The organism is Paenibacillus sp. FSL R10-2734 (genome assembly GCF_037963865.1).
In the GTDB taxonomy this organism is placed as follows: domain Bacteria; phylum Bacillota; class Bacilli; order Paenibacillales; family Paenibacillaceae; genus Paenibacillus_AQ.
In genome coordinates, this window is record NZ_CP150170.1 from 5031294 (window position 1) to 5056961 (window position 25668).

General features: G+C 41.4%; 31 protein-coding genes. 7 read left to right on the forward strand and 24 right to left on the reverse strand.

Annotated elements, in window-relative coordinates; genetic code table 11:
- Positions 1-5: 5 nt before the first annotated feature.
- From NSS67_RS22050 to NSS67_RS22070, 5 genes are all read right to left on the reverse strand, one after another.
- Complete coding sequence (locus tag NSS67_RS22050) at positions 6-449, reverse strand: GNAT family N-acetyltransferase (protein WP_339315734.1); 444 nt, start codon at positions 447-449, stop codon at positions 6-8.
- A 139-nt stretch (positions 450-588) separates the two neighbouring features.
- Positions 589-1035 carry a hypothetical protein gene (locus tag NSS67_RS22055; protein ID WP_339315735.1) on the reverse strand — a complete coding sequence of 149 codons (447 nt, stop codon included), beginning with the start codon at positions 1033-1035 and terminating at the stop codon, positions 589-591.
- 16 nt (positions 1036-1051) lie between these two features.
- Entirely contained in the window at positions 1052-1582 is a 531-nt protein-coding gene (locus NSS67_RS22060; RefSeq protein WP_339315736.1) for an AAA family ATPase, read from the reverse strand.
- Positions 1583-1617: 35 nt separating this feature from the next.
- Positions 1618-2787 (reverse strand): HAMP domain-containing sensor histidine kinase, encoded by a 1170-nt coding sequence (locus tag NSS67_RS22065; protein ID WP_339315737.1) that lies wholly within the window; start codon positions 2785-2787, stop codon positions 1618-1620.
- A gap of 300 nt (positions 2788-3087) precedes the next feature.
- Positions 3088-4506 (reverse strand): NAD-dependent malic enzyme, encoded by a 1419-nt coding sequence (locus NSS67_RS22070; protein ID WP_339315738.1) that lies wholly within the window; start codon positions 4504-4506, stop codon positions 3088-3090.
- Between the two features lie 258 nt (positions 4507-4764).
- Here NSS67_RS22070 and NSS67_RS22075 point away from each other — a divergent pair, with 258 nt between their 5' ends.
- Complete coding sequence (locus tag NSS67_RS22075; RefSeq protein ID WP_339315739.1) at positions 4765-5760, forward strand: acryloyl-CoA reductase; 996 nt, start codon at positions 4765-4767, stop codon at positions 5758-5760.
- A gap of 51 nt (positions 5761-5811) precedes the next feature.
- On the opposite strand, the gene NSS67_RS22080 is transcribed toward NSS67_RS22075, so the two are convergent.
- Positions 5812-6639: a cupin domain-containing protein gene (locus tag NSS67_RS22080; protein ID WP_339320664.1), complete on the reverse strand. Its 828-nt coding sequence runs from the start codon at positions 6637-6639 to the stop codon at positions 5812-5814.
- Positions 6640-6809: 170 nt separating this feature from the next.
- Between NSS67_RS22080 and NSS67_RS22085 the strand changes: the two genes are divergently transcribed.
- Entirely contained in the window at positions 6810-7667 is an 858-nt protein-coding gene (locus tag NSS67_RS22085; protein ID WP_339315740.1) for an alpha/beta hydrolase, read from the forward strand.
- A 435-nt stretch (positions 7668-8102) separates the two neighbouring features.
- Here NSS67_RS22085 and NSS67_RS22090 read toward each other — a convergent pair whose 3' ends face one another.
- Complete coding sequence (locus NSS67_RS22090; RefSeq protein ID WP_339315741.1) at positions 8103-8606, reverse strand: hypothetical protein; 504 nt, start codon at positions 8604-8606, stop codon at positions 8103-8105.
- Positions 8607-8830: 224 nt separating this feature from the next.
- Between NSS67_RS22090 and NSS67_RS22095 the strand changes: the two genes are divergently transcribed.
- Positions 8831-9100, forward strand: a complete 270-nt coding sequence (locus tag NSS67_RS22095) for an excalibur calcium-binding domain-containing protein (RefSeq protein WP_339315742.1) — start codon at positions 8831-8833, stop codon at positions 9098-9100.
- Between the two features lie 10 nt (positions 9101-9110).
- On the opposite strand, the gene fetB is transcribed toward NSS67_RS22095, so the two are convergent.
- The 6 genes from fetB to NSS67_RS22125 form a co-directional block, all read right to left on the reverse strand.
- Entirely contained in the window at positions 9111-9866 is a 756-nt protein-coding gene (gene fetB / locus NSS67_RS22100; RefSeq protein ID WP_339315744.1) for an iron export ABC transporter permease subunit FetB, read from the reverse strand.
- Positions 9863-10612 carry an ATP-binding cassette domain-containing protein gene (locus NSS67_RS22105; RefSeq protein ID WP_339315745.1) on the reverse strand — a complete coding sequence of 250 codons (750 nt, stop codon included), beginning with the start codon at positions 10610-10612 and terminating at the stop codon, positions 9863-9865. The genes fetB and NSS67_RS22105 overlap by 4 nt, the downstream gene beginning before the upstream one ends.
- Positions 10613-10746: 134 nt before the next feature.
- Entirely contained in the window at positions 10747-12372 is a 1626-nt protein-coding gene (locus NSS67_RS22110) for a glycoside hydrolase family 9 protein (RefSeq protein WP_339315746.1), read from the reverse strand.
- Positions 12373-12531: 159 nt separating this feature from the next.
- Positions 12532-13278 carry a GTP pyrophosphokinase family protein gene (locus tag NSS67_RS22115; RefSeq protein WP_339315747.1) on the reverse strand — a complete coding sequence of 249 codons (747 nt, stop codon included), beginning with the start codon at positions 13276-13278 and terminating at the stop codon, positions 12532-12534.
- 86 nt (positions 13279-13364) lie between these two features.
- Positions 13365-13748 carry a hypothetical protein gene (locus NSS67_RS22120; protein ID WP_339315748.1) on the reverse strand — a complete coding sequence of 128 codons (384 nt, stop codon included), beginning with the start codon at positions 13746-13748 and terminating at the stop codon, positions 13365-13367.
- A 103-nt stretch (positions 13749-13851) separates the two neighbouring features.
- Positions 13852-14430 carry a TIGR00730 family Rossman fold protein gene (locus NSS67_RS22125; RefSeq protein ID WP_339315749.1) on the reverse strand — a complete coding sequence of 193 codons (579 nt, stop codon included), beginning with the start codon at positions 14428-14430 and terminating at the stop codon, positions 13852-13854.
- A 97-nt stretch (positions 14431-14527) separates the two neighbouring features.
- On the opposite strand from NSS67_RS22125, the gene NSS67_RS22130 reads away from it, so the two are divergent.
- Positions 14528-14845: a MazG-like family protein gene (locus NSS67_RS22130; protein WP_339315750.1), complete on the forward strand. Its 318-nt coding sequence runs from the start codon at positions 14528-14530 to the stop codon at positions 14843-14845.
- A gap of 74 nt (positions 14846-14919) precedes the next feature.
- Here NSS67_RS22130 and NSS67_RS22135 read toward each other — a convergent pair whose 3' ends face one another.
- The 3 genes from NSS67_RS22135 to lepB form a co-directional block, all read right to left on the reverse strand.
- The gene (locus NSS67_RS22135; protein ID WP_339315751.1) at positions 14920-15780 is read right to left on the reverse strand and encodes an alpha/beta hydrolase; all 861 of its coding nucleotides are present in this window, start codon (positions 15778-15780) and stop codon (positions 14920-14922) included.
- A gap of 261 nt (positions 15781-16041) precedes the next feature.
- Complete coding sequence (locus NSS67_RS22140; RefSeq protein ID WP_339315752.1) at positions 16042-17079, reverse strand: HD domain-containing phosphohydrolase; 1038 nt, start codon at positions 17077-17079, stop codon at positions 16042-16044.
- Positions 17080-17205: 126 nt separating this feature from the next.
- Complete coding sequence (gene lepB / locus NSS67_RS22145) at positions 17206-17703, reverse strand: signal peptidase I (protein ID WP_339315753.1); 498 nt, start codon at positions 17701-17703, stop codon at positions 17206-17208.
- A 209-nt stretch (positions 17704-17912) separates the two neighbouring features.
- Between lepB and NSS67_RS22150 the strand changes: the two genes are divergently transcribed.
- The gene (locus NSS67_RS22150; RefSeq protein WP_339320665.1) at positions 17913-18851 is read left to right on the forward strand and encodes an alpha/beta hydrolase; all 939 of its coding nucleotides are present in this window, start codon (positions 17913-17915) and stop codon (positions 18849-18851) included.
- 140 nt (positions 18852-18991) lie between these two features.
- On the opposite strand, the gene NSS67_RS22155 is transcribed toward NSS67_RS22150, so the two are convergent.
- Complete coding sequence (locus NSS67_RS22155) at positions 18992-19387, reverse strand: DUF4265 domain-containing protein (RefSeq protein WP_076298441.1); 396 nt, start codon at positions 19385-19387, stop codon at positions 18992-18994.
- A 369-nt stretch (positions 19388-19756) separates the two neighbouring features.
- Positions 19757-20614 carry an SDR family oxidoreductase gene (locus NSS67_RS22160; protein WP_339315754.1) on the reverse strand — a complete coding sequence of 286 codons (858 nt, stop codon included), beginning with the start codon at positions 20612-20614 and terminating at the stop codon, positions 19757-19759.
- 197 nt (positions 20615-20811) lie between these two features.
- Between NSS67_RS22160 and NSS67_RS22165 the strand changes: the two genes are divergently transcribed.
- A complete protein-coding gene (locus NSS67_RS22165; protein ID WP_339315755.1) occupies positions 20812-21588 on the forward strand; it encodes a hypothetical protein in 777 nt (258 codons plus the stop codon).
- Positions 21589-21609: 21 nt separating this feature from the next.
- On the opposite strand, the gene NSS67_RS22170 is transcribed toward NSS67_RS22165, so the two are convergent.
- The 4 genes from NSS67_RS22170 to NSS67_RS22185 are packed head-to-tail and all read right to left on the reverse strand — an operon-like array spanning position 21610 to position 23929.
- Positions 21610-22401: a lipid II flippase Amj family protein gene (locus tag NSS67_RS22170; protein ID WP_339320666.1), complete on the reverse strand. Its 792-nt coding sequence runs from the start codon at positions 22399-22401 to the stop codon at positions 21610-21612.
- A gap of 25 nt (positions 22402-22426) precedes the next feature.
- Positions 22427-22837: a DUF2809 domain-containing protein gene (locus tag NSS67_RS22175; protein WP_339315756.1), complete on the reverse strand. Its 411-nt coding sequence runs from the start codon at positions 22835-22837 to the stop codon at positions 22427-22429.
- Positions 22838-22858: 21 nt separating this feature from the next.
- On the reverse strand, positions 22859-23437 hold the full coding sequence (locus NSS67_RS22180; protein WP_339315757.1) for a histidine phosphatase family protein: 579 nt from the start codon (positions 23435-23437) through the stop codon (positions 22859-22861).
- An 18-nt stretch (positions 23438-23455) separates the two neighbouring features.
- Positions 23456-23929, reverse strand: a complete 474-nt coding sequence (locus NSS67_RS22185) for an NUDIX domain-containing protein (protein WP_339320667.1) — start codon at positions 23927-23929, stop codon at positions 23456-23458.
- A gap of 206 nt (positions 23930-24135) precedes the next feature.
- Between NSS67_RS22185 and NSS67_RS22190 the strand changes: the two genes are divergently transcribed.
- On the forward strand, positions 24136-24324 hold the full coding sequence (locus tag NSS67_RS22190; RefSeq protein ID WP_339315758.1) for a hypothetical protein: 189 nt from the start codon (positions 24136-24138) through the stop codon (positions 24322-24324).
- A gap of 26 nt (positions 24325-24350) precedes the next feature.
- Here the strand turns inward: NSS67_RS22190 and NSS67_RS22195 are convergent, their stop codons facing one another.
- A complete protein-coding gene (locus tag NSS67_RS22195) occupies positions 24351-24815 on the reverse strand; it encodes a DUF523 domain-containing protein (RefSeq protein WP_339315759.1) in 465 nt (154 codons plus the stop codon).
- A gap of 146 nt (positions 24816-24961) precedes the next feature.
- Positions 24962-25513 (reverse strand): putative ABC transporter permease, encoded by a 552-nt coding sequence (locus NSS67_RS22200; protein ID WP_339315760.1) that lies wholly within the window; start codon positions 25511-25513, stop codon positions 24962-24964.
- Positions 25514-25668 lie beyond the last annotated feature (155 nt).

Genomic DNA, 25668 nt, shown 5'->3' on the forward strand with positions numbered 1-25668 from the left:
TCCTTTTAATGGGAACTTAGATGCTTCCGGTACCCCTCCACCTTCTCATCTCTATACCCTAACGATTCATAAAAAATATGCGCTTCCTTCCGCTTCTCACCGGAGACTAAAATGATATATAAACAATCCCTTTCATGGGCCATTTCTTCAATGGCGAGCATCAGTTTTTTGCCAACGCCTTGACGACGGGCCCGTGAGGAAACCACCACATTCTCAATTACCATAAACGGCTTGCAATCCCCAATTAGGTCATGACAAATAATACCCATCAAAGACCCCATCAACTCCCCATCCACAAAAGCGCCCAGCAATATGTACCGACTATCCGCCTTAATTACTTTAAATACTTGTTCCAGTTTATTAGGGTTCGAAGGTTGATTCATCAGCTCTTGATATAACTCACCAAGTTCAGTAAGAGACTCCAATTCTATTTCTTTAATAACGATCATGATTATTCATCCTGCTTTCCTTAATTTATAGACCTTGTTCATACATATACAGCTCACCATTCCGTGGATAAAATATCCGCTTTCCATTATAACCTCTGTGGGCCAGCTGTTGTGCTAATACCTTCATTTTCATATTCCACTATTTACGAACCTTCAGCTCAAATTCATCCTTCTGCCCATCCCACTCAACAACGACCTTAATGACAGAGTCCTCCTGTTCAAAAGCCCCGCTCCCGGATCTCTCGGACTTCAACTCACTCCTTACACCCTTAGCGTCTGTTAAGGTTCTACTACCTCGCCCTGCTGTTCCTTCATAACTATATTTAAAGTCCTGTATCGTATCCAGATCTGATTGTTCCCCTTTATACTTAAGCTCCAATGTAGAATGCTGTGAAGTTTCATAATCAGCTCTTTCGCCTTTTTTATCGATGAACTTCTCTGTTGCCTTTTGTACATATTCTGCCGACCACACTTCCCCTTCACCTGTAAAGGTATAGTTATGCTTATAAGTAGTGGTATTGCAAGCAGCAAGAAGAAATATCATCATCCCAGACAGCACCAGCGTACGCAGCTTCTTAATCATCATGGGTTCCTCCTGATTCCTAAGATTTTAAATAGTTCAGCACGACTTCAACTCGCTCTTGGGTCGTTAAATCTCCCTCTAATCGCAAAATAGGACATTTCAACGCGGACATCCATTCCTCATGTAGTACCTTGCTTCTGACTTCAACTCCTGCGGTATCATATAAAGCGGCCCATTCCATAAATGTCTGATTCGCTTCGTATTTACTCCCACCTGGTAAAATATTATCACCATATCTCTCGTATTCTCTAGCTTTTAAACGATTTAAACGGATCTCCTGCGGTATCCATAGAAAAATAACCAAGTCAAAACAAGACCGAAGTCCATCCCCCCAGCCGCAAACTGCACCGCTCAGAATCCATGGCTCCTTTTGAGCTAAGTCCTGCTTGAGTCTTGTTAATCTATCGTTGATCTCACGCTGCTTAGTAAATTTATACTTCCAGAAATAGTCATCACTATCCAATTGAACATGAGGCAACACTTTGGCTAATTCCTGACCTAGCGTGCTAGTTCCTACTCCAGATGCACCCATGATGTGAATTCTTCGCATGTATTCCCCCCAGATTAACTTTTCATTTTGGAATATTACTGATCATCCGTAGATAAAAAGCGAATAGTAGCTGTTGTCCCATTCCCTTTAGTGCTATTATAATAAATTTCCCCATCATATTTTTCTACGATGTTAAAGCAAATCATTAACCCTAGACCGGTTCCATTACTTTTCAACGAATAAAAAGGCGTACCAAGCGACTTAACCTCAGCTTCGGACATTCCACTTCCTTGATCGATGATGTTTATCTCGATAAAGTTTTTATTTCTATTCGCTATGACTGAGACGGATTTACCTACACTCGAAGCTTCTAGCGCATTTTTTATAATATTGATAAGTAGCTGCTTAAACTCAATTTTATTAATGGAGATAAAGCAATTTTCTTCTACATTTATAGTGATTTGATTATCAGATAACATAGCATAGGAATGAAGCAACCCCGTAACACTCTGAAGAACATCCTTCACATCCACCCTCTCAAGACTTTCGTCTCCATTTGGTTTTGATAGGGTTAGGAATTGAGAGATAATCTGTTCTACTGTGTTCAATTCATCAATCATTAAGTTGAACTTGCTTTTTTTAAGATCATCAAATGAAGTGTCTTCTTTGAACAATTGCAAAAAACCTCTAACCACTGTTACTGGATTTCTAATTTCATGCGCTACAGCAGCTGTTAACTGCCCTACCATTTTTAACCGTTCGGATTGCTGTAATTGCTCATAATACAGTTGCTGCTTTTTCATTCGTTTGAAGGACAAATGGAAAATAAAAAATAATAACACTTGAACAGCTACTATATTTATAACGTTGCCTACAATATCATGATTTAAATAGATATATAATTCACCTTTATCAATGAAAATGACATAACTAAAAGTAATCACCATTAATATCCCATTTATAATAAAGGAAAAGTAGAACAATTTTAAATCAAAAAATAGAATAGAAAGTGCAGGAATAAGACAAATCAAAATATATGTAGTCCAAGTTTGCGGATATAAAAAGAAAAGAGTGTAAAAGTAAGCAAATCCAAAAAGAATGATGATCTTTCTAAAAGTATGTGTCTCACACTTAGGATAGATCCATAAACAAACAGATAGAAACATTACACACAAAAAATGTACAATATATCCAAAATCAATCCCATTCAACTCTGTTGTAGATAATATTAATCCAGATATCATAAGAACGATGTTTATTAACATTACAATATAATAGATTTTTCGATTCACCTTACTGTAAAACTCTTTCATGAATTCACCACTTCTAAATTAATTTAACTCTTTTCGAAATAATACCTAACTAGAGGCAAAATTTAAGGACACCCACTTGGATGCCCTTTCTACATCTCATACATACATTATTGTAATTATATCAGTCACTTTACTAAAATGGGAATAAATACTTTTAGGCCTAATTAAAATACGATCCCCAGTTCTGTGTTTATGAAAAAACAAATAGACCGCTCTCTCACAAAGCAAAGCAGTCCATTTGTAATATCGCTTTTATTCTATATTCTTAACAATATCTTTAGGGATCCGGCGGGCCATGTCCGTTGCAATAGCTGCTTGGATCACCGCCAGACGCACTAACTCTACCACTTTTTCATTAAAAATACTTGGGATCACATATTGCTCATTGAGTTCATCCGGGTGGACGACGGAAGCAATCGCTTTTGCCGCAGCCAGCTTCATTTCAAGATTTACCGTTTTAGCTCTGCAATCCAGTGCACCACGGAAGATACCCGGAAAACAGAGTACATTGTTGATCTGGTTCGGATAATCACTTCTTCCTGTCGCTAACACGCGAACAAAAGGCTCGGCCAGTTCCGGTTCAATCTCTGGTGTCGGATTAGCCATTGCAAAAACAATGTTATCGCTGGCCATGCTCTTGAGATGATCGACGGATAGAATCCCACCACGTGACACCCCAATAAAGACATCTGCTCCCTGCATAACCTCCGCTAGTCCACCTTCAATTCCTTCCGGATTGGTTACATCAGCAAGCTTCCGCCATTCTTGATTATCATACTGAAGATCTTTTCTAAGAACACCTTCACGATCTACCGCATAGATCTTGCGAGCTCCCGCTGCCAGAAGCATATTACAGATGGACACCCCGGCCGCACCTATACCCACAACGACAATACGAGCATCTTCGATAGATTTATCTACTACTTGAAGTGCATTCAAAAGACCTGCTAAAACTACAACGGATGTACCGTGCTGATCATCATGAAATACCGGAATATCCAGCTCTTCGGCAAGCCGGCGTTCAATCTCGAAACAACGCGGAGAACTGATATCCTCTAAGTTTATCCCCCCGAATCCAGGAGATACTGCTTTTACGATATTAATGATTTCATCCGGATCTTTGGTATTTAAGCATAGTGGAAAAGCATCAATGTCCGCCAATTGCTTAAACAGCATAGCCTTACCTTCCATAACAGGCATAGCCGCTTCAGGTCCGATATCCCCTAATCCTAGCACAGCAGTACCGTCCGTTACGACGGCTACTGTATTTCTCTTCATCGTCAAAGAATAAGCTTTGTTCGGATCTTCGGCAATCGCCGTACACACTCGGGCAACTCCCGGCGTATAGACCAACGATAAATCCTCACGATTTTTGATAGGCATTTTGGGAGTGACTTCAATTTTCCCGCCTAGATGAGCTAGAAACGTTCGATCTGACACATTGACTACTTTGATTCCTGGCATCTTCGATAATATAGACATGATTTCTCCATTCGCGGCGTCTTGCACGTTTATTGTAATATCTCGAGTTGTCACATCCTTACCTGCACGTATCACGTCAATTGCAACGATATCTCCGCCTGCAGTGGCAATTCCTGAAGCAACATCACCAAAAGAAGTAACCGATTTCCGAATTTCGAGCCTGACAATCATCGTTGTTGCAATCGCCATGAATTAGCCTCTCTTTCTTCAACCCTAAGATTTCAAATACACTATACTATACCATTTAAACAAACTTTCATCCTATTGAATAGATCACTTAAGTATTTTTCTTAATATAGTATTCCCTTCGGCACCAGGACCAAATACATCGGGTATCGTAGCGACGGGCAAAACTTGCGTTATATCATAGACAATGACAAGTTGACTGGGCAGAATATATATTATATACATGTCTTACCTATAACGTAGTTGAAGGAGCTTACACTTATGACAGAATCATTTCAAGCATTAGTTGTCGACAAAACAGAATTATCGTTCTCCGTCGCTGTTAAGCCGGTTACCTTAGAAGAACTACCCGCAGGAGAAGTTGTAATTAAGGTTGCATACTCCAGTGTGAACTATAAAGACGGATTAGCCAGTATCCCTAATGGGAAAATTTTAAGATCGTACCCTTTTATTCCAGGCATCGACTTATCCGGTACTGTGATGTCTTCTACAGACGAGCGGTTTCATGAAGGACAGCAAGTCATTGCAACAGGCTATGGTATTGGTGTATCCCACTTTGGTGGCTTTAGCGAATACGCACGTATTCCTGCCGCATGGATCACCCCACTTCCGGAAGGACTTACACTAAGAGAATCTATGATTTACGGTACAGCTGGACTAACTGCTGCCTTGTCCATTCAAGCACTGGAAGACCACAGCTTATCACCGGACAAAGGCAAAGTGCTCGTAACGGGAGCGACAGGTGGTGTGGGCGGATCCGCTATCGCCATGCTCGGCGCTAAAGGCTATAGTGTAGTGGCCAGCACTGGTAACGCCGAAGCTAGTAATTACCTGAAGGCTCTTGGTGCGGAAGAAATTATTTCTCGCGAAGAAGTTATTGGCGGTTCAACCAAGCCTTTAGAAAAGCAACTATGGCAGGCTGCTGTAGATTCTGTTGGCGGAGACTCGCTTGCTGCTATCTTGAGTAAAATCTCCTACAGAGGTTCTGTAGCTGCTAGTGGCCTAACCGGAGGCATATCTATTCCAACTACCGTCCTTCCGTTTATTCTTCGGGGAGTGAACCTACTCGGTATTGATTCCGTAGAATGCCCTGCTGAGCTTCGCGAAAAGGTATGGGCACGGATGGCGACCGATCTGAAGCCTGCACAGCTCGAGAACCTTGTAGATCGTGAAGTAACCTTAAATGAATTGCCGCAGGCATTGAACGATATTCTGAAAGGAAACATCCAAGGCAGAGTGCTTGTCCGTTTATCTTAAGCCTACTAACGAAACCTCCCGAGAGAATTAATCTCGGGAGGTTTTTTGTTGTTACTCTTGGTTATTCGAATATTGATATTGCGGCTGTTGTTGTACATAAGGCTGTTGCCGATAGTGCTGTTCATAGCCTTGATTGTAATATCCTTGCATTGGGTAAGGCTGATACGCAAATGCCTGTGTAGCTTGGGGCATTTGTGAAGCAATAGGTATGGGTTGAGCTTGCATATGAGCGTATGGCTGCATGTTTGGATGCATATTTGGTTGCATGTTCGGTTGCATATTAGGTTTCATATAAGGAGCCATGTTAGGAGCCATATTGCTGACCCCCTGTACTTTATCTTCCTCACAGCAGTCAGCGGGTGGACCGATAAAGGTTCCAGGTTTAATTGGAGCTAAGGCATCCTTTACCTTGGCTTCATTCAAACAGTAAGTATGAGCCAATACGTTTGCAGGGGTTTTACTCAGGATATCAGAACCTAAGATAACCTCAGGAATAGGTGCATTAAAAATCGCGAGCAGATGTGTATTATCGGCGGTTGCCACCTCATAATGCCACCAGCCTTGCGGCACGTTCGCCACTTGACCTGGACAAATTGGGAAATGCAGAAGTTCATTTGTAAACGGATTGATTAAGGACACGACCGCTGAACCGCAGATACAGTAGACAAGCTCAGCCGCATTTTGATGATAATGAGGTTCCACCACATTCGATTTACTAAGATAAATATCGAGGAGTGAGGTATTTTCGAGCGTGTTCAATTGCTTAACCGACAGCAAATTAATGAAGTTGTTGGCATCCTTTTTAAAGAGAGTGTTAGTGTTCACATCGAAAGTAAATTGTGTATCAGGGGACGTGTAGTCCATGTATGAAGTCACTATTTATTCCTACCCTTCTGTTACTATAAATTTTTGAATTCCCTAAAAACAAGATATGCGTTTGCCTATGCCTAGGTGCGGAGATTCACTGCCACCATTAAAAATTCATCTTTCTCTGTTAAACGGGGCATCCTCTAAAGTGTTAAACTCTCACACTACACAGGAGGCTGAGTATGAAATCGATTCACACTAAAATAGTGTTAGCGTTATGTATCACTCTCTTTACGTTTTTGGGTTTGCAGACTATGAATCAACATTCCACGGCTGCAGCCGCTAACCACAAATCATCTACCAAACAGACTCCATTAACCTTTGTTCTGATCCATGGATCTTGGGCTACAGCAGGTTTTTGGGATGAAACAGCAGCCGAGCTTCGTAAGTTAGGACACACCGTCTACACGCCTGAATATGCCGGACATGGCGCGGATAAGAATACTAACGTAACGCATGAGCAGATCACGAAGTCCCTCGTCGACTATATCAAACAAAAAAACTTGAAGGATTTCATTCTGCTCGGACATAGCTTTGGGGGATCAGTCATTCAAACGGTTTCCCAGCAAGTACCTGATCGGATCAAACGAATCGTGTTCTTTGATGCCTTTGTGCCGCTGGATGGGCAAAGTGTGGCGGACCAGTTTCCTGCTGAGTCACTTAAATCCTTTGAACAGCTAAGAGACGCTTCCGGTAATAACACTATCACGCTCCCTTTCCCGCTCTTCCGGGATACATTCGTCAACACAGCAAGTCTTGCGGAAGCAAAAAACTTGTATAAACAAGCTCCACCTGAACCAGCTACACCACTATTCGAAAAGCTCGACCTCAAGAAGTTTTATAGCCTCCAGATCCCTAAAAGTTATCTTTATCTAACAGAAGACACAGCTATCCCACAAGGCCCATACGGATTTCATCCGACCCAGTCCAGTCATTTGGGCGTTTTTCGCTACATCGAGGGCAAGGGAGATCACATGACCACAGTCCGAACCGAGCCTAAAATGATGGCGGAATTGATGGTCAAGGCAGGTAGAGATTAGGAAAGAAAAGTGGAATGATTCAGTCAGACATTGTGCGTATTTGATGTAAACTTAGCGGATCCATATGAATCTACGTGTTGATTCGGACCGAGGAGACCTTATTTTCAAATATTCAGCAAATCAGCGAAGCTATCGGACTCAGTTGCAGTTAATCACCCAAAATTGCTCCAATATTACGTAATTGAAGGGGAATAAGAGCTATACGGTCCGTATCCCTTGCTAAATGAACTAAAAAGTGAAAATAACTGCAATACAGTCCGCAATGATGTAGTGTAGCGATATGTTATTCGTGACTGTCAGCGTGCTGATTAATTATGGTGAGACATGCGATGCAGACTGATTGTTTGTTCGTTGCTATCGGATCGTTCAAAAAAAGAGCAAGCGTACAGGGAATCTTCCCTACAACGCTTGCTCTTTTTCAATCCATAACTACACCTACTTCCTAGGCAATCCACCACGCGGCAGCTCAGGGTCCGATGTTACTCCGGTAATCACCCAGCTATCCTTCTCTTGCACAAGTGAGATCGTCAGCAGTATGGAAGGTGCTGGTCCGCTTGAAGTCGCGGTATCTAGGCGCATTTCTATGATTTCTGAATTTGGGTTAATGACTGTTTCTTTGGTAACCTCGTATTTTGTGATCCAAGGGCTGGATACGCCAGTTACCCAGTTCAGTTCAACAAACTTTGGATACATGACCTTTTTGAATTCCTTAGAGAAGATAGAATATTGTATCGACGCATTCCGGTGCTGCAAGCCGAACCCATATAACTCTGACGCTTGAATTGCAGATGGCAAAATAATTCGCCTAGACTCTGGAGCCGGCTTTGGCATAGCTGAGAGCAGCTTTCCATTAGACTGGATCACCGTTTCGTTGTTGTCAGGCGCACCTATTGCCATTCCCGGCAGGAGCAACACGCCTGCGATTAGGGTAACCGCCAACTTCTTTTTGCTAATCAGAAGAATCACCTCATAGATAGCTTTTTCACCATTTGTGAATTGAATTCTAATTATTCCCCGACCACGCTAATTTTTATGTATCTAAACAGTAGTAATTATGTCGCATCTCACTTCCCAAATCCGATTTATATAGTAATATATTCCTAGGACTTGTACAGCATCGAAATATATTAGCATAAATTTCACACGCAGAGGAGATGCCCCCCTTGAAAAAAACTCTAAATATATGTCTAGCAGCAGGATTACTACTTACTCTATCCATCGGTACTGTAAGTACAGCAAACGCTGAATCCAAAGCCAAAACTTACAAGAACTGCTCAGCGCTAAACAAAGATTACAAAGGCGGAGTTGCCATTTCCAGCTCTACTAAGAACGTAGGCGGAAAAACGAAACATAAACCCTATGTATCCAAAGAGCTCTATAATGCCAACAAAAAAAGCGACCGTGATAAAGACGGAATCGCTTGTGAGAAATAAAAAGCTATTATTATTCCACCGATTGCTTAAGACGTAGATCAGGCGTGAAAAAGAGTCGGTAGCTCAGCACACTAAGTAATATACTCGTTATGGCCGCAGAAGCGGTGAATGAGAACACAATTAGAATCTGGTAGCGAACAGCGATTACAGGATCAGCGCCCGCAATAATCATACCCGTCATCATACCCGGAAGTTGGACAAGTCCTACCGTCTTCATTCCATCTATGGTTGGGATCATGCTGAATTTCACAGATCTTTTTCTGACTTCATGGATCGCCTGAGGAACCGTTGCACCAAGTGACAGCAGGGTCTCTATTTCACCTTTACTCTGATGTATTTCATGCTTGATATGGTTAATGAACAAACCCGAGACAACCATAGCACTGCCAATGGTCATGCCACTAATCGGAATGATATATTGTGGTGTTGCCTCAATAATATGTAATCCGAGCAGAATGCCCAACATTAGTAGTTCCATGGTAGCGATCGCAAGGCCAATTCTCCAGACTAATCCACGCAGTCCTTTTCCTCTTTTTGCTGCATTCCACGCGGCTACGCTTATCATGAAGATTATAATCAAAATGATATAGATCAAATGATCGGATTTAAAAATAAATTGCAGGACATATCCGACCGCAAGCAGTTGAATTGCCGACCTTATAGTGCCTACAATAATATCTTTTTCTAATCCGAGCTTTTGCCACACGGAGACTAACATCGTCCCTAACACAAACAGAAGCGTAAAACTCAGTGCAGTATAACTCATAGTAATGACGCTCCTTCTAACGGTCGAATAAATCTTTTGGCCAAAGCTTCCGCAGATTCAGCAAAAAAAGATTCACTCAAGTGTTGTTCCAGCTTACCCTTCCCCATAAACCATGTGGTAGTGCTAATTCGGCTAGCCTGCTTAAGGTCATGGGTCACCCAAATCATTGATGTACCTTCTTCTTTATGCCACTGTTCCAGCAGAGCCTCTACCCTTTGAGTGCTGTTAATATCAAGTGAAGCAGTGATTTCATCGAGCAGTAGAACATTAGGCTGCAACAGCAATGACCGAATCAAGGAAATCCGCTGCTTCTCACCACCTGAGCAATCTGCCGCTTTCTTACTTAAATCTAATTGTTCCAGTCCAAGCTGTTCCAATAGTCGCTGTACAAGTTTAAGGTCATAAGGACTGTCATGCAGCTTACTGACGGTTCTTAGGTTATCCTCCACACTTCCAGACAACATAACCGCTTGTTGAGCCACAAACCCTATTTTCATTCTCCACAGCCTTGAATCCATGCTTTTGAATGAGCTGCCATTGACTAGCATATCCCCTTCATCCGGAGCATCCAGCAGAGCCATTATTCTTAGGAGTGTGCTTTTCCCTTGACCTGATGCACCAATAAGTGCGATTCTATCCGATTCAGATATTTTTGCGGATATGTCCGAGAATAGATATTTCGAAGCTTGATCGCTGCATTTCCAGTTCAATTTTGCAATTCTTTGAATTTCAAAAATACTGCTCAATTCCTTACCTCCTATTACCACGCGTAAAAATATCATACCCTCTCGTATTATAGCATTTTAGCTACATAAATAAGAGAAAGACATCTTCCTTTAGGAACACGCCTTTCCCTCATACTAGACTAGTTTATAATTATTTATTGATTAAACCGAGCTGTAACGAATACTGCTGGTGAATTCCAGTAAATCGTTACCTCGTTCGTGGAATAGCTAAGTTCATGATCAGCAAAGCACTGTGCTGCTGGTTTTCCCTGTAAATGTTCAACTACATATTCATCATGGAGCCCACGATCTGGACCACCAGATACCAGACCTGGCACTGGATCAATCACATGGTCACCAACAGATGGGCGATGATGCGGATGCATCACTGGTCGATCGCCAAATCCGGTAACATAACTGATATCCAATACGTTGCGGCCCATCAAATAGTGCAAATGCTCTAGCGCACAGTCCGCGTAACTCGAATCGCCACTAAAATACTCAGCAGCTAGCAGCAGCATCGCATTGTTCATTACGAGCATATTACTCCCCCAAATATAGTCCTCCTCTTTCAAGGAGATCCTATAGCCATCCTCATGACTCCGTTCCACTAAACGTTCCGCCTCAGCTAGAAGTCCTTCTTTTAACGAGGCATACAACGCATGGTTTGCTTGATCTTCACCCTTTAACAGGTACGCAAGTGTGCCATAGCCCCCCATATCCGCCCAGCCAAGACTATACTTTGGAAAAGATAACTGTGCCAGCTGTAGAATAGCTTGATGGTATTCTTCTTTCCCCGTCGTACGATACAGCTCCGCTGCAGCCCAATACCGCTCGTCCTTATCGACGCCATCCCCATATTCTCCAGTGCTAATTTCGGGTGGGTTCGTGAAGGCTGGTGCGTCTGGATGCTGAACAAGCCATTGCCAAGCTAGCTTTGCGGCATCCAGACATTTCTTCGCATAGGCTGAGTCAAATGGCTCATACACCCTCGCTGCCATAGCCATAACTCCAGCAAAATCTCCAGTGGCGGTGGCTGACACCGGTGAGAAATATAGGTCTGCTATATCGTGCTCAGGCATCACATCTAGATCGGGAAAGCTCAGCGTGGTCAGCTTATGGTATACTCCGCCTGTTCTGCCGTCCTGCATTTTGAACAACCAATCCAGCTCCACTTTACATTCCAGCAGAACATCTGGAGTAGCCCCATCACTTTCAGGTATCGGAATAGCGCTTACAAAAGCGGAAGGATATAGCTCATAAGCAAGCAAAAGATCAGCGATAGCCTTAGCTCCTGGTCCACTATATTTTCCATAATCACCTGCATCATGCCAGCCTCCAGAGCAGTCTAGTCGACGCTCCGGTTGACCATATATCATTCCTTCTGCTGTATGACATGGCTTGTGCTTCCAATCTCCCGCATACTCTTCAGTCAATTCAACCCCGCAGCGATAATAATAAAAGGCCTTCAGCATGCCCTGTTGAAGCTCATGATATGGCTTATCTGAGATCATAAATGATGCCGAAGCTATCCCCTCACCCTGTTCAATCCGGTATCGACCCACAGCTTTAATCTCAGAAAAATCACCTGTATGCACAGTTACTCCGCTTGCCTTATCGAATCTTGGAGCACCTGTCTTCCCTTCGAATACAACATTTCCATTATCAACATTAACAACCTGAAAATCATGTCCAGCACCAGTAAACACTGCGATCTTTTCTCCATCCACCAGATATCCGATTTGATTTACAGTAATGATTCGGAGTGCACGCTCGCTCATCTTCATTCTCCTTCATATCAGTTTGGTGAAGCCGATGATTACAAGTCTCTCTTTCAAGTTGAGAATACGCTATTCTAGTTGTAAGTGGCAATGATCTATACAATAAAAAAACCTAGAGTTCACCCCAAACAGGTCACTCTAGGTAGTATGAACTGCTTATTACATATCGCCAAGCAATTTAACAAAGTTAGCAGGCAGTGTGAATTGCTGATTGTTAATCACAATACGCCGAAGTTCCTCAAAGGAGCCACTATCGTCCGTGTCTTCGTCTTTAATTTCCTTAATGTCTCGATGCAGTCTTTCCATCTGTAGATCAAGCGCATGAGCGGCATCCGCTGCATTTTTCAACTCACGTGTCATACTCTCTGGTACCGACTTATTATATTTATAAAATATTTTATGCTCGAGACTTGCCCAGAAATCCATAGCAATCGTACGTATTTGCACTTCTACACATACGAGCTCCTGACGGTCGGACATAAATACAGGGACTTGAATCAGCAAGTGGAGGCTCTGATATCCGTTAGGTTTAGGATTCTTAATATAATCCTTCACCTCAAGTACCGTTAAGTCGTCCTGCTTCTGTAGCATTTCACTAACATGATAAATATCTGAGATAAATGAACATGTAATCCGTAGTCCTGCAATATCTTTGATGCAACTTCTAATAGATTGTAGAGATAGGTCTCCATTTTTACGCATCATTTTGTTCATAATACTCTCAGGGGACTTGATTCGCGATTTCGTATGCTCGATAGGGCTGTAATCGTGCAGAGACTGAAACTCTTGTTTGAGAATCTCAATCTTCGTCTCCATCTCATCTAGTGCAAATTTATAAATCAACATAAATCGGGTGATCTCGTGCTTAAGCTTCTTAAATTGTTCGATTTGATTCTCCGGGGTCATTATCCATTTCTCCTCTTGTAGCTTTTCTCTATATTTATCATAGCCAATCCACTTGTGAAATTCAAATTCAGCGGGAGGATGTAAGATTATTCAAAATTGATTTGATTCAAATCCCATATTTCAAATGGGGTATTCGACAAGGGTTTAGTATAACAAGCCATTCGTACTTTAAAAGACTTATCATTAATTTCAACCGTTACGTCGCGAAAATAATCAGGTCTTGGTGCCTCTTCAGGAGTTATAGAGAGGACTTTTATTTTCAAAGGATGTTTCATTAGACTTATTTCTTTAACTGCATCAGCATCGGAGATATAATTCACTTCTTTTATGGTTTGGAGTCTCTGTAGCTCCGTATTTAACTGACGTTCAAAATTCCATTTGGAATGTCCAATCTCTATCGTGATCCATCCAATCATGGCTACAATTACAACTATACATGAAGTAAATAGTACTTTCTTTTTTACTTTCATTCGCACACCTCCTAAAATCATACCCATATTCTACCACATCTAGTGGTTAACAAAAAAAAGAGCTCCCTTTCGGCAGCCCGTTCATCTGTTACAGTGTCTTTTCCTAGTTGAGCTGCTTCCACTTTTGTTCTAACGTTTGAGGAACATAGCCTTTCAATAGATGTAGAAGTTCCAACGGCTTATCTGATACGTTTAACAAGCTGAGATGTGAGGCATTAGAAAATCCCTCGTTAATGCTGTTTTGAATTAAATTCATCAGAGGATCAAAATAATTTCTGATGTTTAGAACACCTACCGGTTTCTTATGGATGCCAATTTGTGACCAGCATAGGACCTCAAACAGCTCTTCATACGTCCCAAAACCGCCGGGTAAAGCAATAAAGCCATCCGCCAGTTCTCCCATCTTTGCTTTACGTCCATGCATATCATCCACTTCTATCAATTGCGTTAATTCTCTATGTACCATCTCTCCGTTAAACAATCCTCTAGGCATAACCCCGATGACCTCACCTCCACCGTTCAAAACAGCATTCGCGACTTCACCCATTAATCCGATTCTTGAGCCGCCGTAAATTAAGCGATAATTATTCATAGCCATGTAGTTTCCAAGTTCAACAGCTTTAGCTTTATACTCGTCATGCGCCCCTAAATTCGATCCTGCAAAAACACATATTGATTCCAAAATCTCATCCCCAAACTATATATTGATAATATCCGTCATCTAATATACTATATGTTGGAGAAAAAAACATGTGAAAGATTAGGGAGTGCTACATAGTATGGAAATTAATGAAGTGCAGAAATGGATTAAGAGCTTTTATGGACAAAGAGGCTGGGCCGATTACGGGCCTTTTATTCGAGTTGGATTTCTTATGGAAGAAACCGGGGAGGTAGCACGGGCAGTACGGTCCTATGAAATCGGGAGAGATCGCCCAGATGAATCTACTCCTCCTCCAGAGCAACTAAAAAACGACTTGATTGAGGAAATTGGTGATGTGCTAGGAAATATAGCCTTGTTAGCCGATTTGTATGGTATCACTTTAGAAGAGGCATTTACTGCGCATAAGGAAAAATTAGTTAAACGCTTTAATTCCTAAGAATAAGTAGAAAAAAGGGCTACAATCGGCATCACCGAATTGTAACCCTTCTTTGTCTATCTATTTAAGGCTCGTTAAGCATTACCGCCTGAAGTATGACTCGAAATCGCATTAATTATTGTTTCCCAGTCATCCGGGTGAACTTCGTGGCCCGTTCCTTCTAGGGTTAGTAGCGACGTATTAGGAATATCATTAGCTAGCGCTAGTCCATGCTCTATAGGCAGTACTGTGTCTTCAGTACCGTGGACAACCAATGTAGGAACCATGATATTTTTCAACTTACCTTCGAAGGTATCATCCCCCGTAAGCAGCGCATGATTAAACATACTGAGTAGGTTGTTTGCACGTTTTATTTCCGTTCTAACTTGCTTATAAGCTCTCTTCTTATCGAGTTTATGCTTTGAACCACAGAGTATGGCAGAACCTGCAACCATGTAATCTGCTATCGCTTCTTCATCTGCCCAATCCAGAGTAGCTGCATCCGCATGAAAAGCAAGGATTCTCTCATCCATTGGAGGCAAGTTCCGATCATTGTCATCAGAGCCAAAAATACTCGATGCGATCAATGTTAAGGTTTGAACTTTTTCAGGATGGCGTAGAGCAAGAACTTGTGCAATCATACCACCTAAGGACATCCCTACGATATTTGCCTGTTCTATATTATAGGCGTCCAGTAACTCAGCAGCATCATCGGCCATGTCGATCACTGTATAATTGGAACTTCCAGGCTCATAAGCAATAGAACGTCCGACATCCCGGTTATCATACCGAATAACGTACCGTCCTGTATCTGCTAATCGTTGGCAAAACTCCTCATCCCAATAAACCATAGAACATGTGGCGCCCATTATCAATAATACTGCAGGATTGCTAGGATCTCCAAAACTTTCCGAACATATATCAATTCCGTTTACTTTAAATATCTTTTCGCTCATTGTTAAATCCTCATTTCATTCGTATTGGGTAATCAAAGAATGTACACTTAAATAAGACTCATCACATTTTGAAATAAATGGATGATTCTATCATTGAACTGTACCTCGAATTAACGCAAACGGATGAACTTAATAATCACGACAGACACTCCCCTAATCGTTATTATGGGTTTTGAACCCAATTACGATTATAACACAAATAGACTATCTTCCCGATCTTAACGACCAAGGGGATAGCCTATTTTACAACGAAAATATTTATTAAATAAATACTTCCTCAACAGTCAAATTTCGCTCCTTGGATAAATCCCTGAACGTAGTTTCATCTACTTTCACTAGCGGTTTGAAAATATCCAATGGGTTATTCATAATAATCGTGCCAAGCTCCCCGTTACTAAGCTGAACATTTTTACCTACGAAGTTCGGCAATAAATGTCCGATTAAGGCTTGCACCGCATTTCCATTCAGCTTGCCAAAGCCTAGCTCATGCACCTTGCGCAGAACGGTAATCAGCCCTTGTTTTGGTTGATTCGCTCTTGCAGAGGTCATCCCAACATATGCATTAGCAACAGCTACAATTAGAGTATACGGGTGCAGGTCCGCCTTACGAAGCATATTAGGATAACCTGTTCCATCCTCGAACTCATGATGCTGAAGCGCCACCAGAGCAGTCTTCTCATCATTCATAGATTTAATAATAATATCGTATCCATATGTAGTATGACGCTTTAGTTCTTCCGTTTCCTCAGGGGTTAAGGCCCCTGTCTTATTTAAGATAACAGGGTCAATCTGACTTTTTCCTATGTCGTGTAAATACCCTGCTCGACTGATCTCGTAACGTTCTTCTTTTGTATAGCCTAACCAAGTCGCTATGTAAAAAGATAACAGTCCGACCTGCAAAGAATGATTGTATGTACCAATATCCTCCCGTTCAAGCAACAGCAATAAGGAAACTACATCCTTATGTTCATCCATTTTTTCCAGCAAGGGCTGTAGCGTAAGATCTACATCAGACTGCGTGAAACTGCCCTTGCTGAGTGCTTCTAGAAAAATCGATTCATAGTTTTGGATTGCAAGATCAAAGTTTCCATTCAGGCTTTGCGCCAGATTCGTTCCCTCATTATCCATCGCTATGCTGCGAGGTTCAATATCGACATAATCGATTCGATGTCTCATCAGGAGGGCTATTTCTTCTTTGTAGACAATTGTCCCTTTCGGGAGCACGTGTAGGCCAACACTATTGAAAGTGTCCATGATAAGACAATCGCCATGCTTGAGATCTGTGACATGAGCTTTCAAAATTCAGCACCCTTCCTATGTATAGGTATATTTTACCTTAAGGATAGCTAAATTCTTCCAAAGTCACAATATGGTTAAAGTCTCATTAACGCTCTCAATTAGTTCCAAAGACCCCCGCAGCTTCACCTAAAAAGGAATACTAAAGTCCGCGATCACTTTTCCAATCAACTTATCCTTCGCTACAAAAGGAGTAGCCCAAAGATGAGCATCATAGCTTATATTCCGGTTATCTCCGAGAAAAAAGTAATGATCCGCCGGAACCGTAACGGGTCCAAAGGTATAGTCCATCTGCTCATTGAGGTATGGTTCATTGATCTCCGTTCCGTTTCGGTAAAGTGCTCCATCTTTAATTTCAATGGTATCACCCGGTAGCCCTATTAACCGCTTTACGTATCTTTTATTCTTATCACCTGCTACGGGTGGCGTAAACACAACGATATCTCCATGATCGAGTGTCGTCATCCATAACATTTTTTCAACGATTAGACGGTCATTAATTTCAATTGTAGGAATCATAGAGCCAGTAGGAACCCTCATGGCTTCAGCAACATAAGTTCTTACAAACAAAGATAGGACCACTGCGATAGCAACACTAGGCAAATATTGTTTGATAAATTTCAACATAATTGCTCACCTCATATTCATTTTTATAGACTCTTTGATCGGTGCAGAAGCTTTTTTTCGCTCGTTCATATTCAGTTCATATTGTCGTCATGTAGGGTTCACCTTCATCGGATATGCTTTCTTTGGTGAATCGTTAAGATAGCCAGAATAACTGATGAGGACAGGTGAAGATACGAGTGAAACCAACAGAAGAAATAATAAAAAAAAGGATGGGTAAACCGCTTCGAATTATACTTATTTCCATAGGGGCTTTAGCTACTGCAATAGTACTTTTTCTAGTGACTGTTTTTGTCGCTAATATTTTCTTCAATAAATCGGACCAAGCTAAAATAAAACCCTATGGTCAGTCTGTAAGCGTCGATGGTAAAAATATGAATGTTTTGATTCAAGGAAAAGGTGAAGAGACAGTCGTGCTCTTACCTGGTTATGGAACAGTGGCACCGGGACTTGATTTTAAGCTGCTAATAGATGAACTATCTCCATTTTACAAAGTTGTCACGATTGAGCCTTTCGGTTATGGATTAAGTGATAGAACTGAAAAAGAGCGAACCACAGAAAATATTGTGAGTGAAATTCATGAAGCTGTAAAGCAGCTTAATATTGACCGTTATATTCTAATGGCACACTCTATTTCCGGTATGTACAGTTTGAATTATGTGAACAAATATCCAAACGAAGTGAGTGCATTTGTCGGGATTGATAATAGTATTGCAACGGAAGACAGAATAGGTGTTAAAATACCAACAGGAAAATTAAAACTACTTAGAAAATCAGGCTTGGGCAGATTGTTATTTAAATCAAGTGGAAATCCCTATGCTGAATTGCCGTTTGATGATGAAACTAAAGAACAATTGAGATTGCTTACGCTTAGAAACACTTATAATTACACTAACTTAAATGAAGTGGAACATATGTCTTCTAATTATAAAGGGGCTCTAAATTCAACTTTTCCAAAGGATATTCCCCTTTTGCTCTTTGTACAAGGGGATGATACTCTCTTAAAAGATTGGATATCATTGCATGAAGAGCAAGTCAAAAATTCCGTACAAGGAAAATTGGTAAAACTTGATGCAGGACATTATCTGCACCATACCAAATCAAAAGAAATCGCCGAAAATTTTAAGACATTTATGAAAGAAATAAAATAAGTATAGATTGTATCGCTCAGATTGTCTAAACCGTTTCACCTATTCTCCATGCTGCTGCATGAAATGCAAGCTTCCTTGCATTTCATGCAGCAGCATTTTTTTTCTTATTCATACTCGTTAATATTTACGTACCCACACTTCTAAAACCGCTCAATAATGCGATTCATTTCCCCATCTACGTCCATCATAGTATTCTTAGGAATATGAATAACCAACAAACCGCCAAAGATCTGTTCACATTTCCCATCATTCTCTGTGATCCGTTGTTTAAAAGCAGAAATGGCTGCTGAATCAACAGCCTCTTTACTGAGGAGCCAAGCGTACCTTTTGAAATGAGATTTCTGTACAGTTTCCTGATAGTAATAGATCCCTAGCTCTTCTTTCACCCGTATAATATCACCCATTGTAACACTTGGATTAAAGATCGGCGTCTCTTCGATGCGGTATTTATCTTTACCGACTGGAGTAACATCAAGGATTTCAATTTCACGGCCTGCTGGATCGAAGCAAATATGTAGTCCTGACGAGTCTAGCATCGGCACACCTCAATTCTTTTTCAAAATCTGATCTTAATGAATCTAAATAACACAAAACACAATAAATACATTAAGCTTGTAATCCCAAACAACCTGAAGATTCCCGGCGTTAAAAACATATATAGACTGTAGGGAAAACTCCAAATAAAGGCGAGAAGCATGAGCACACTTCTGTTTAAAGAGACACCTATCGCTAGCAATCCGGCAGGCAGCACCAACATTACCATACTGATTATAATACTGGATTGATTCGTAACCTCAGCATAAGGATTAATGAATATAAATATAAACCATAAAAAAACGGTCATCAAACTGGACACATATCCTATGAGTTTAATGATTGTTAAGTTTATGGGTTGCTCCATTCCATCACCTCAATTCTTTCGCAATAATTCTCTCCAGCCATTTCCACGGGAGCAGCATTTTGCCTAAGATCAAGATCCGGGTACCTTTGCCGATAGGATACCGAAGCCTTGGTGACTTCATTTCAGTAATGCGACCGATAAGATCTGCCACTTGCCTTGGATCAGGTGCAGTTTCAGCGGTATGCTTAGAATATCGTAGAACAGCGTCCAGACGTTCTCTATAAGGAGAATCCTCACTTCGACGGATTTGTTCCATTCCTTTTCCCCATATCGGAGTACGGAAGGAGCCAGGTTCAATTAATACTACACGTATTCCATAAGGAGACATTTCATGACGCAGACTTTCACTGAATCCTTCTACTGCAAATTTGGAAGCTGCATATGGCGCATACCCCGGAAACCCGGACAACCCGCTTATACTTCCCACGTTAATTATCGTACCACTTCTCTGTTCTCGCATAACTGGCAGCACAGCTTTTGTCACCGCCACTAATCCGAAAAAGTTCGTCTCCATTTGCTGACGCCATTCCTCCATAGATATCTCTTCTATGAAGCCGCCTATAGCAAAGCCTGCATTGTTTACCAGAACATCAATTCTTCCAAATGTTTCGTGCACTGAGGATATAACTGCCTGTATAGAATCACTATCGGTAACATCCATAGTCATGAAATGAAGCTGCTTTAAGAGTCCTGCTTGCTCTGCCTGTTGTTCAAGCTCGCCTTTACGACTCAAATCGCGCATGGTTGCTACAACTTTGAATCCCTGCCCAGCTAGTTTAAGAGCTGTGAGCAGTCCAAATCCACTAGAGGTTCCGGTTATTAAGGCCACTCGATCATGCATTCGATCTAGATGTGAATTCATATTTGACTCTCCTTATGTTTCATTAATCCAAAAAAAGCAAACAAATGTTCTATTTCGGATTGACTATCCATTAATTTCAAGTTATAGTAAGTGTATCATTTATATTTCTGCGGGAGAAGCACCTCGCAAGATAGGCATTCATGCCTATCTTGGAGGTGTTTTTTTGCGCGCATAGACTAATTAAGGAGCTGAAACGAATGTTTATTCACAAATTTAGTTATTTAAAGAGGTTCGTCCAATTGATCCTTGTAGTAGCTCTCCTCAACAGCAACCTTACAATGGCTGCTGCCGGTACAGATTGGGATTCTGCCTTAGATGACATCAACGGCCTCCATGGTAATTATACCTCGCTTCAAACTGCCCTCAAGTCCGAAAGTTCAAGAATTCAGATGCTGCGCAAGCAGAATAATGAAACGCTGAAATCTATTCACTCTGTCATAGAGTCAACAGATAAGGCTCTGCTAGGTCGTTTATCTTCTGAAGCCACATCAGTGAAAAAGAAACACGCTCCCCTTCTGGAGCAATACAGCACACTCAGTAAGCAGTCTACCGCAGCGAAGAAAGCTAGAGACTTTAAGACAGCCACTCTCCTTGATCTGAGACGCAATAAGCTCAAGGCTGCAGTAGCCATCGCCCGAACTGAAATTAAGGCAAAGACAGATGCTTTGGCAACTGCCCGCAAGCAAACGGCTACTAAGCTCAAGCCTATTAAAGATGCGCTGGCACCGATTTCAGCTTTGAAGAAGCAAATTACTGCCGCGAACAAAAATATCACTGTAGCACAGAAAGTTCGCTCAGAAGCAGATAAACAATATAAATCAGCTGTAAAACAAGGAGATGCGATTAAGGCAGCAACAGAAATGAGAATATCCTATGAGCAAATGATGCGAATTCATTCCATGCAGCAAAATATTTACAGCTGGGAGCATAAGATTGCATTAGCTATACACTCGGCAGAGTCTAAGCTTCCATAGGTAGACTGATTATCGCCCTGTTTAAATCAGTTTCACCAATAGACTAATAAAACCGGCGGCCGGCTCGATCAGCAATTGTGCTAGCAATGTCCCTAGAAATCGTGAGCCCATCAATACGACATATATTTTCCCAAGCTGGTTACGGTATTCTATATTTTCAGTTGCCTTATGAGTAATAAGACCAAGCTGCGGGTCGATAAATATGGTAAGCAGTATTGTCGCCAACCCATTAATTAAGCCTGAAGCTTGTGAAGCAGTCGTACTAAATTGCGGCATTAAATGAGCAGCATATAAAGACGATAAGACACCTACCGTATAGAACGCAGTAACAAAAACATTCATAATAATAAACCGTTTAGGGATCCCTAGGTATCTAAAGCTATATAAATTCATTTTTGGTTTTCTTATGTATTTTCTAGTATTCTTTAGCTGTCCGATCGTTACGCTCGTAAGCAGCTTAGGGATAGAGCCCTCGATCTCAAGCTTAGCGATAATTCTCCCAAACAGACCCACAAAGGTAGGGAATATGGCAATCGCTATTAAGGTGCCTAACGAGGAGGCTAATAGTATAATTCTCAAATAATTAATGAGCGGAAAATCAAGATGTATTTTGGCATAGTCTACGAATTTAGCCGTCAGTGGAGCTTGAATCATATTTGCTGTTCTTGATACGAGAACAATAATGCCTGTCAGAGACAGGGCAATAGCAATCTTGTTCAGCTTCACACCGGCGTATCTTACCGAATAGGATAAGGTTTCCGCTGTGTGAATAATCATTGTAAGCAAGCATACTACAATCAAACTGTTTACCATTTGTAGATTCATCTCCATCAAAAGCCTATTTATCTATCCGGTGCAGTTTTGCGCGAAAGTATTGATCCAGTCCATAAGAAAGTGTTATTCCAACGGTATATCGAACAAGATCAATCCATAGGAACCCTTTTCCGAGAATCAACCCGCCGAGTATGGTAGCACGGATGCTGTTGATCCACTTTGCCTGATAAAGTTGGCTAAATTCTATACCGAAGCTAAACATTAGACTCCACACCAAAGCGATCCATAGTTTCCGATTCACTAGCAGTACACGAAATATAAAGTAAACCATGCTACCCCAAAGTGCATCTCCAAAATGTCTCGAAACAAACGAGGGTAGCTGTTCCGAGAATGCTCTTGAGCTTAACCCTAGTACAATGACAATAAAACAGATACAAATGTACAGCAGTCTTTCTTTAAAAAAACCAAGTCTCATGTTCAACCTCTATCACCTGCTTTACACTTCGGATTTCCACAATCGTTCCACACTTGTAAGCTCTAAGTCATTAAATTCCAGTTTATAAATATCTGGTTTGGACGTTTGTTCAAAGAACTCATAACCATATTCCTTATTGAAGTAATTCAAGATAATGGTCATGATATTCCCGTGCGTGCCTAGTGCAATTTTGCCACCTTTATGCTGCTGGATCAATTGCTTTATTATAGGGATCGCACGCTCTTGAGCTTCCTGAGTGCTCTCTCCATTTGGCATTTTATAATGTAAGTCTATAAACGATGTCCGAATACCCTGAAGAAATTCTTGCTCACTGATCTCAATCTCCACGCTTGCGATGGCTCTTTCTCTAAGTTCCTCGTACAGCTCAATTTCTTGATCCGATGCCTCAGCCAAATACTTTATCGTATCTATGGCTCGTCTATAAGGACTAGAGACAAAATATGTGATCTCTTCCTCCGCCAATATTTCTTTAATTTTGTTAGCACCCTCATGCCCTTTATCAGATAACCCTCGTTCCCTCTCATCTCCAAGCACAAAAGGTGAGACTGCATGCCTAATCATATAAATATAAGTCTTCATGAATTACTCCTCTCCAGCTCACTCAAATATCGTTTTTGCAACCTCGCGGTCTTTCTTGAAAATCTCCACTGGATAAGGAATGGCCATCTCGGGCAGCTCCCCCTCATTAAAAAACTTAAATTCTTCGATTTCCCCATCCATCGCTCTCAGCGTTCCACGGATGATAGAACACTCAAACACAATGACTGTATATTCCACCTGATCTCCATTGCCATATTCGTATCTATATTTCCCTCCACCAAAAACCCCAAGAATGGAAATCGGATGCACCATTAATCCAGTTTCTTCATACACTTCTCTGCGCAAAGTTCTTCCCGGACGCTCTCCTGGCTCGATGGCTCCTGCTGGCAATCCCCACAAGGATTCTTCAGGTTTTCGAATAAACAGGATTTCATCCTCTTTATTTCTTATTACTGCAGCAACGGAAGGCATCATTAATAATTCTGAACCCACTTTTCCTCGGATCTCCTGATAATACTCAGACATCGACACGTTGTTCATCCATCCTCTCACACCGTTTAGTAGAACATCTTGAAGTTGTTTCCTCTAGCTTCCCAAAAACCCACATTATGTATATATTAGACATCTCTGTGATGGAATCCTTTAGATTCGGCAATATGCTTAGTGTGGAACAAAAAAAGCTTCCGAACGGCTCAATAGTTCCTGAGGTCCGGAAGCAATTACAATGAGGTGAGTCTTTGAACTTAGTGTTTCCCTTTGTAGCCGGCAAGCTGAATGATCATGATGACAAGAACGAGCAAGGAAATGAGCTGATCAATACTCATCTGCGTCCGCCTCCAATCCCAAAAACAAGGATGGCTCTTCGGACGGCATTTCCTCTCCCAAGGACACTGCTTCGTTCCCCTTTTACACATTATGTAACGTGAGTTCCATTTATTACTTATAAAATGACTTATCCATCCGTACGAGCTAGCTCTTTCTCCACGTCATCCAGTTGGTCTTCGCCGAACACCTTAAACCCATTTTGCCGTAATAACTCCGCAGTTGTACCTTCTCCTAGCACCTTCGTGTCCATAAAAGTTCCATCATAAATATACAGACTACCACAAGAAGGACTATCCTGTTTTAAAATCGCTAACGCAATTTGATGTTCTGTAGCCAGCTTCAGCGTTGCTTGAGCACCTTTCATAAAGGGCTCTGTAACATCGGCACCTGCGCCTGTCACTACCCGCTCCCCTTGTCTTTGCGCATCTGGACGAGGTGTTGACAAACCACCGACTACCTCAGGACAAATATGGACAAACCGTCCTTCCTCATACCACTTCAGGAATCGAGCATCGAGACACGGAACATCGCCATTATCATAACGCACTTTATGTCCTAACAGACATGCACTTACTAGAATCTTCCCTGTCATCGTGATCTCCACCACTCCGTCTAGTATTTAATATATGGCTATATTATTTACGACACGAACTTGATATGCAATAACGATAGGCTTATCCCAGAAATGTTTGTGCTCCATATACAAAAGAATGCTCATGATCACCATATAAGAGCCCATCAATCTTGATATTGAGGGATCTTTTCACTCCGATACCGACTCCAGCAAGTCCATAATAAGTCTGCCATAAAGTAAAGACCCACCACAGGAAGTATGATTTCCCAAACGGGTTGGACTCGAAAATATATAAGATTCATAAGTGGCTGAATCCCATATACACAAGCTACCGAAAGCGCCCACCAATATAGAGAGAAACGAAGGCAAATATGTCCTTTCAGTTGATAAGGCATCCCTGAGTAATCCCACCATTGCTTTTGAAATACAGTCTTAAGCAGCCAACCGCTCACATATTCAACCGCTGAGGGAATAACTAACGCGAGAAGGAGGAGCAGGGGAAAAGGCAGGGTTAAGTCTCTGGCAATCAGTAGAAGCAGTGGTGCGAATCCATACATTGGTTTAAAAGGACCTTTTAGAAACCCCTCTTTGCGAAAGCTTCCATTACTGTATAAGTTGTATGTACCTTCCAATACCCAGCCTAAAAAAGAGTAGATCATAAAATAAAAAAAATATTGCTCCGTATCTCCGCTTGAAGAAAATATAGAAGTCATCATGTTTATACCCCACTCCTAGTTGTCATTATTTTCTTACATATCCATCCGGCCCTATTATGCCTTAATCCTTCAGGAGATATGCGCACCAGGTATAAATCAAGAAATAAAAAAAGACATAACCCAATGGTTATGTCTTCATTACACAATATAAGGAG

Bases quoted from the DNA above. Each gene is read 5' to 3' on its own strand.
- NSS67_RS22050 (WP_339315734.1), bottom strand. From the start codon at position 449: ATGATCGTTATTAAAGAAATAGAATTGGAGTCTCTTACTGAACTTGGT.
- NSS67_RS22055 (WP_339315735.1), bottom strand. From the start codon at position 1,035: ATGATGATTAAGAAGCTGCGTACGCTGGTGCTGTCTGGGATGATGATA.
- NSS67_RS22060 (WP_339315736.1), bottom strand. From the start codon at position 1,582: ATGCGAAGAATTCACATCATGGGTGCATCTGGAGTAGGAACTAGCACG.
- NSS67_RS22065 (WP_339315737.1), bottom strand. From the start codon at position 2,787: ATGTTAATAAACATCGTTCTTATGATATCTGGATTAATATTATCTACA.
- NSS67_RS22070 (WP_339315738.1), bottom strand. From the start codon at position 4,506: ATGGCGATTGCAACAACGATGATTGTCAGGCTCGAAATTCGGAAATCG.
- NSS67_RS22075 (WP_339315739.1), top strand. From the start codon at position 4,765: ATGACAGAATCATTTCAAGCATTAGTTGTCGACAAAACAGAATTATCG.
- NSS67_RS22085 (WP_339315740.1), top strand. From the start codon at position 6,810: ATGAAATCGATTCACACTAAAATAGTGTTAGCGTTATGTATCACTCTC.
- fetB (WP_339315744.1), bottom strand. From the start codon at position 9,866: ATGAGTTATACTGCACTGAGTTTTACGCTTCTGTTTGTGTTAGGGACG.
- NSS67_RS22110 (WP_339315746.1), bottom strand. From the start codon at position 12,372: ATGAGCGAGCGTGCACTCCGAATCATTACTGTAAATCAAATCGGATAT.
- NSS67_RS22115 (WP_339315747.1), bottom strand. From the start codon at position 13,278: ATGACCCCGGAGAATCAAATCGAACAATTTAAGAAGCTTAAGCACGAG.
- NSS67_RS22120 (WP_339315748.1), bottom strand. From the start codon at position 13,748: ATGAAAGTAAAAAAGAAAGTACTATTTACTTCATGTATAGTTGTAATT.
- NSS67_RS22130 (WP_339315750.1), top strand. From the start codon at position 14,528: ATGGAAATTAATGAAGTGCAGAAATGGATTAAGAGCTTTTATGGACAA.
- NSS67_RS22135 (WP_339315751.1), bottom strand. From the start codon at position 15,780: ATGAGCGAAAAGATATTTAAAGTAAACGGAATTGATATATGTTCGGAA.
- lepB (WP_339315753.1), bottom strand. From the start codon at position 17,703: ATGTTGAAATTTATCAAACAATATTTGCCTAGTGTTGCTATCGCAGTG.
- NSS67_RS22150 (WP_339320665.1), top strand. From the start codon at position 17,913: ATGGGTAAACCGCTTCGAATTATACTTATTTCCATAGGGGCTTTAGCT.
- NSS67_RS22155 (WP_076298441.1), bottom strand. From the start codon at position 19,387: ATGCTAGACTCGTCAGGACTACATATTTGCTTCGATCCAGCAGGCCGT.
- NSS67_RS22160 (WP_339315754.1), bottom strand. From the start codon at position 20,614: ATGAATTCACATCTAGATCGAATGCATGATCGAGTGGCCTTAATAACC.
- NSS67_RS22165 (WP_339315755.1), top strand. From the start codon at position 20,812: ATGTTTATTCACAAATTTAGTTATTTAAAGAGGTTCGTCCAATTGATC.
- NSS67_RS22170 (WP_339320666.1), bottom strand. From the start codon at position 22,401: ATGGTAAACAGTTTGATTGTAGTATGCTTGCTTACAATGATTATTCAC.
- NSS67_RS22175 (WP_339315756.1), bottom strand. From the start codon at position 22,837: ATGAGACTTGGTTTTTTTAAAGAAAGACTGCTGTACATTTGTATCTGT.
- NSS67_RS22180 (WP_339315757.1), bottom strand. From the start codon at position 23,437: ATGAAGACTTATATTTATATGATTAGGCATGCAGTCTCACCTTTTGTG.
- NSS67_RS22195 (WP_339315759.1), bottom strand. From the start codon at position 24,815: ATGACAGGGAAGATTCTAGTAAGTGCATGTCTGTTAGGACATAAAGTG.
- NSS67_RS22200 (WP_339315760.1), bottom strand. From the start codon at position 25,513: ATGATGACTTCTATATTTTCTTCAAGCGGAGATACGGAGCAATATTTT.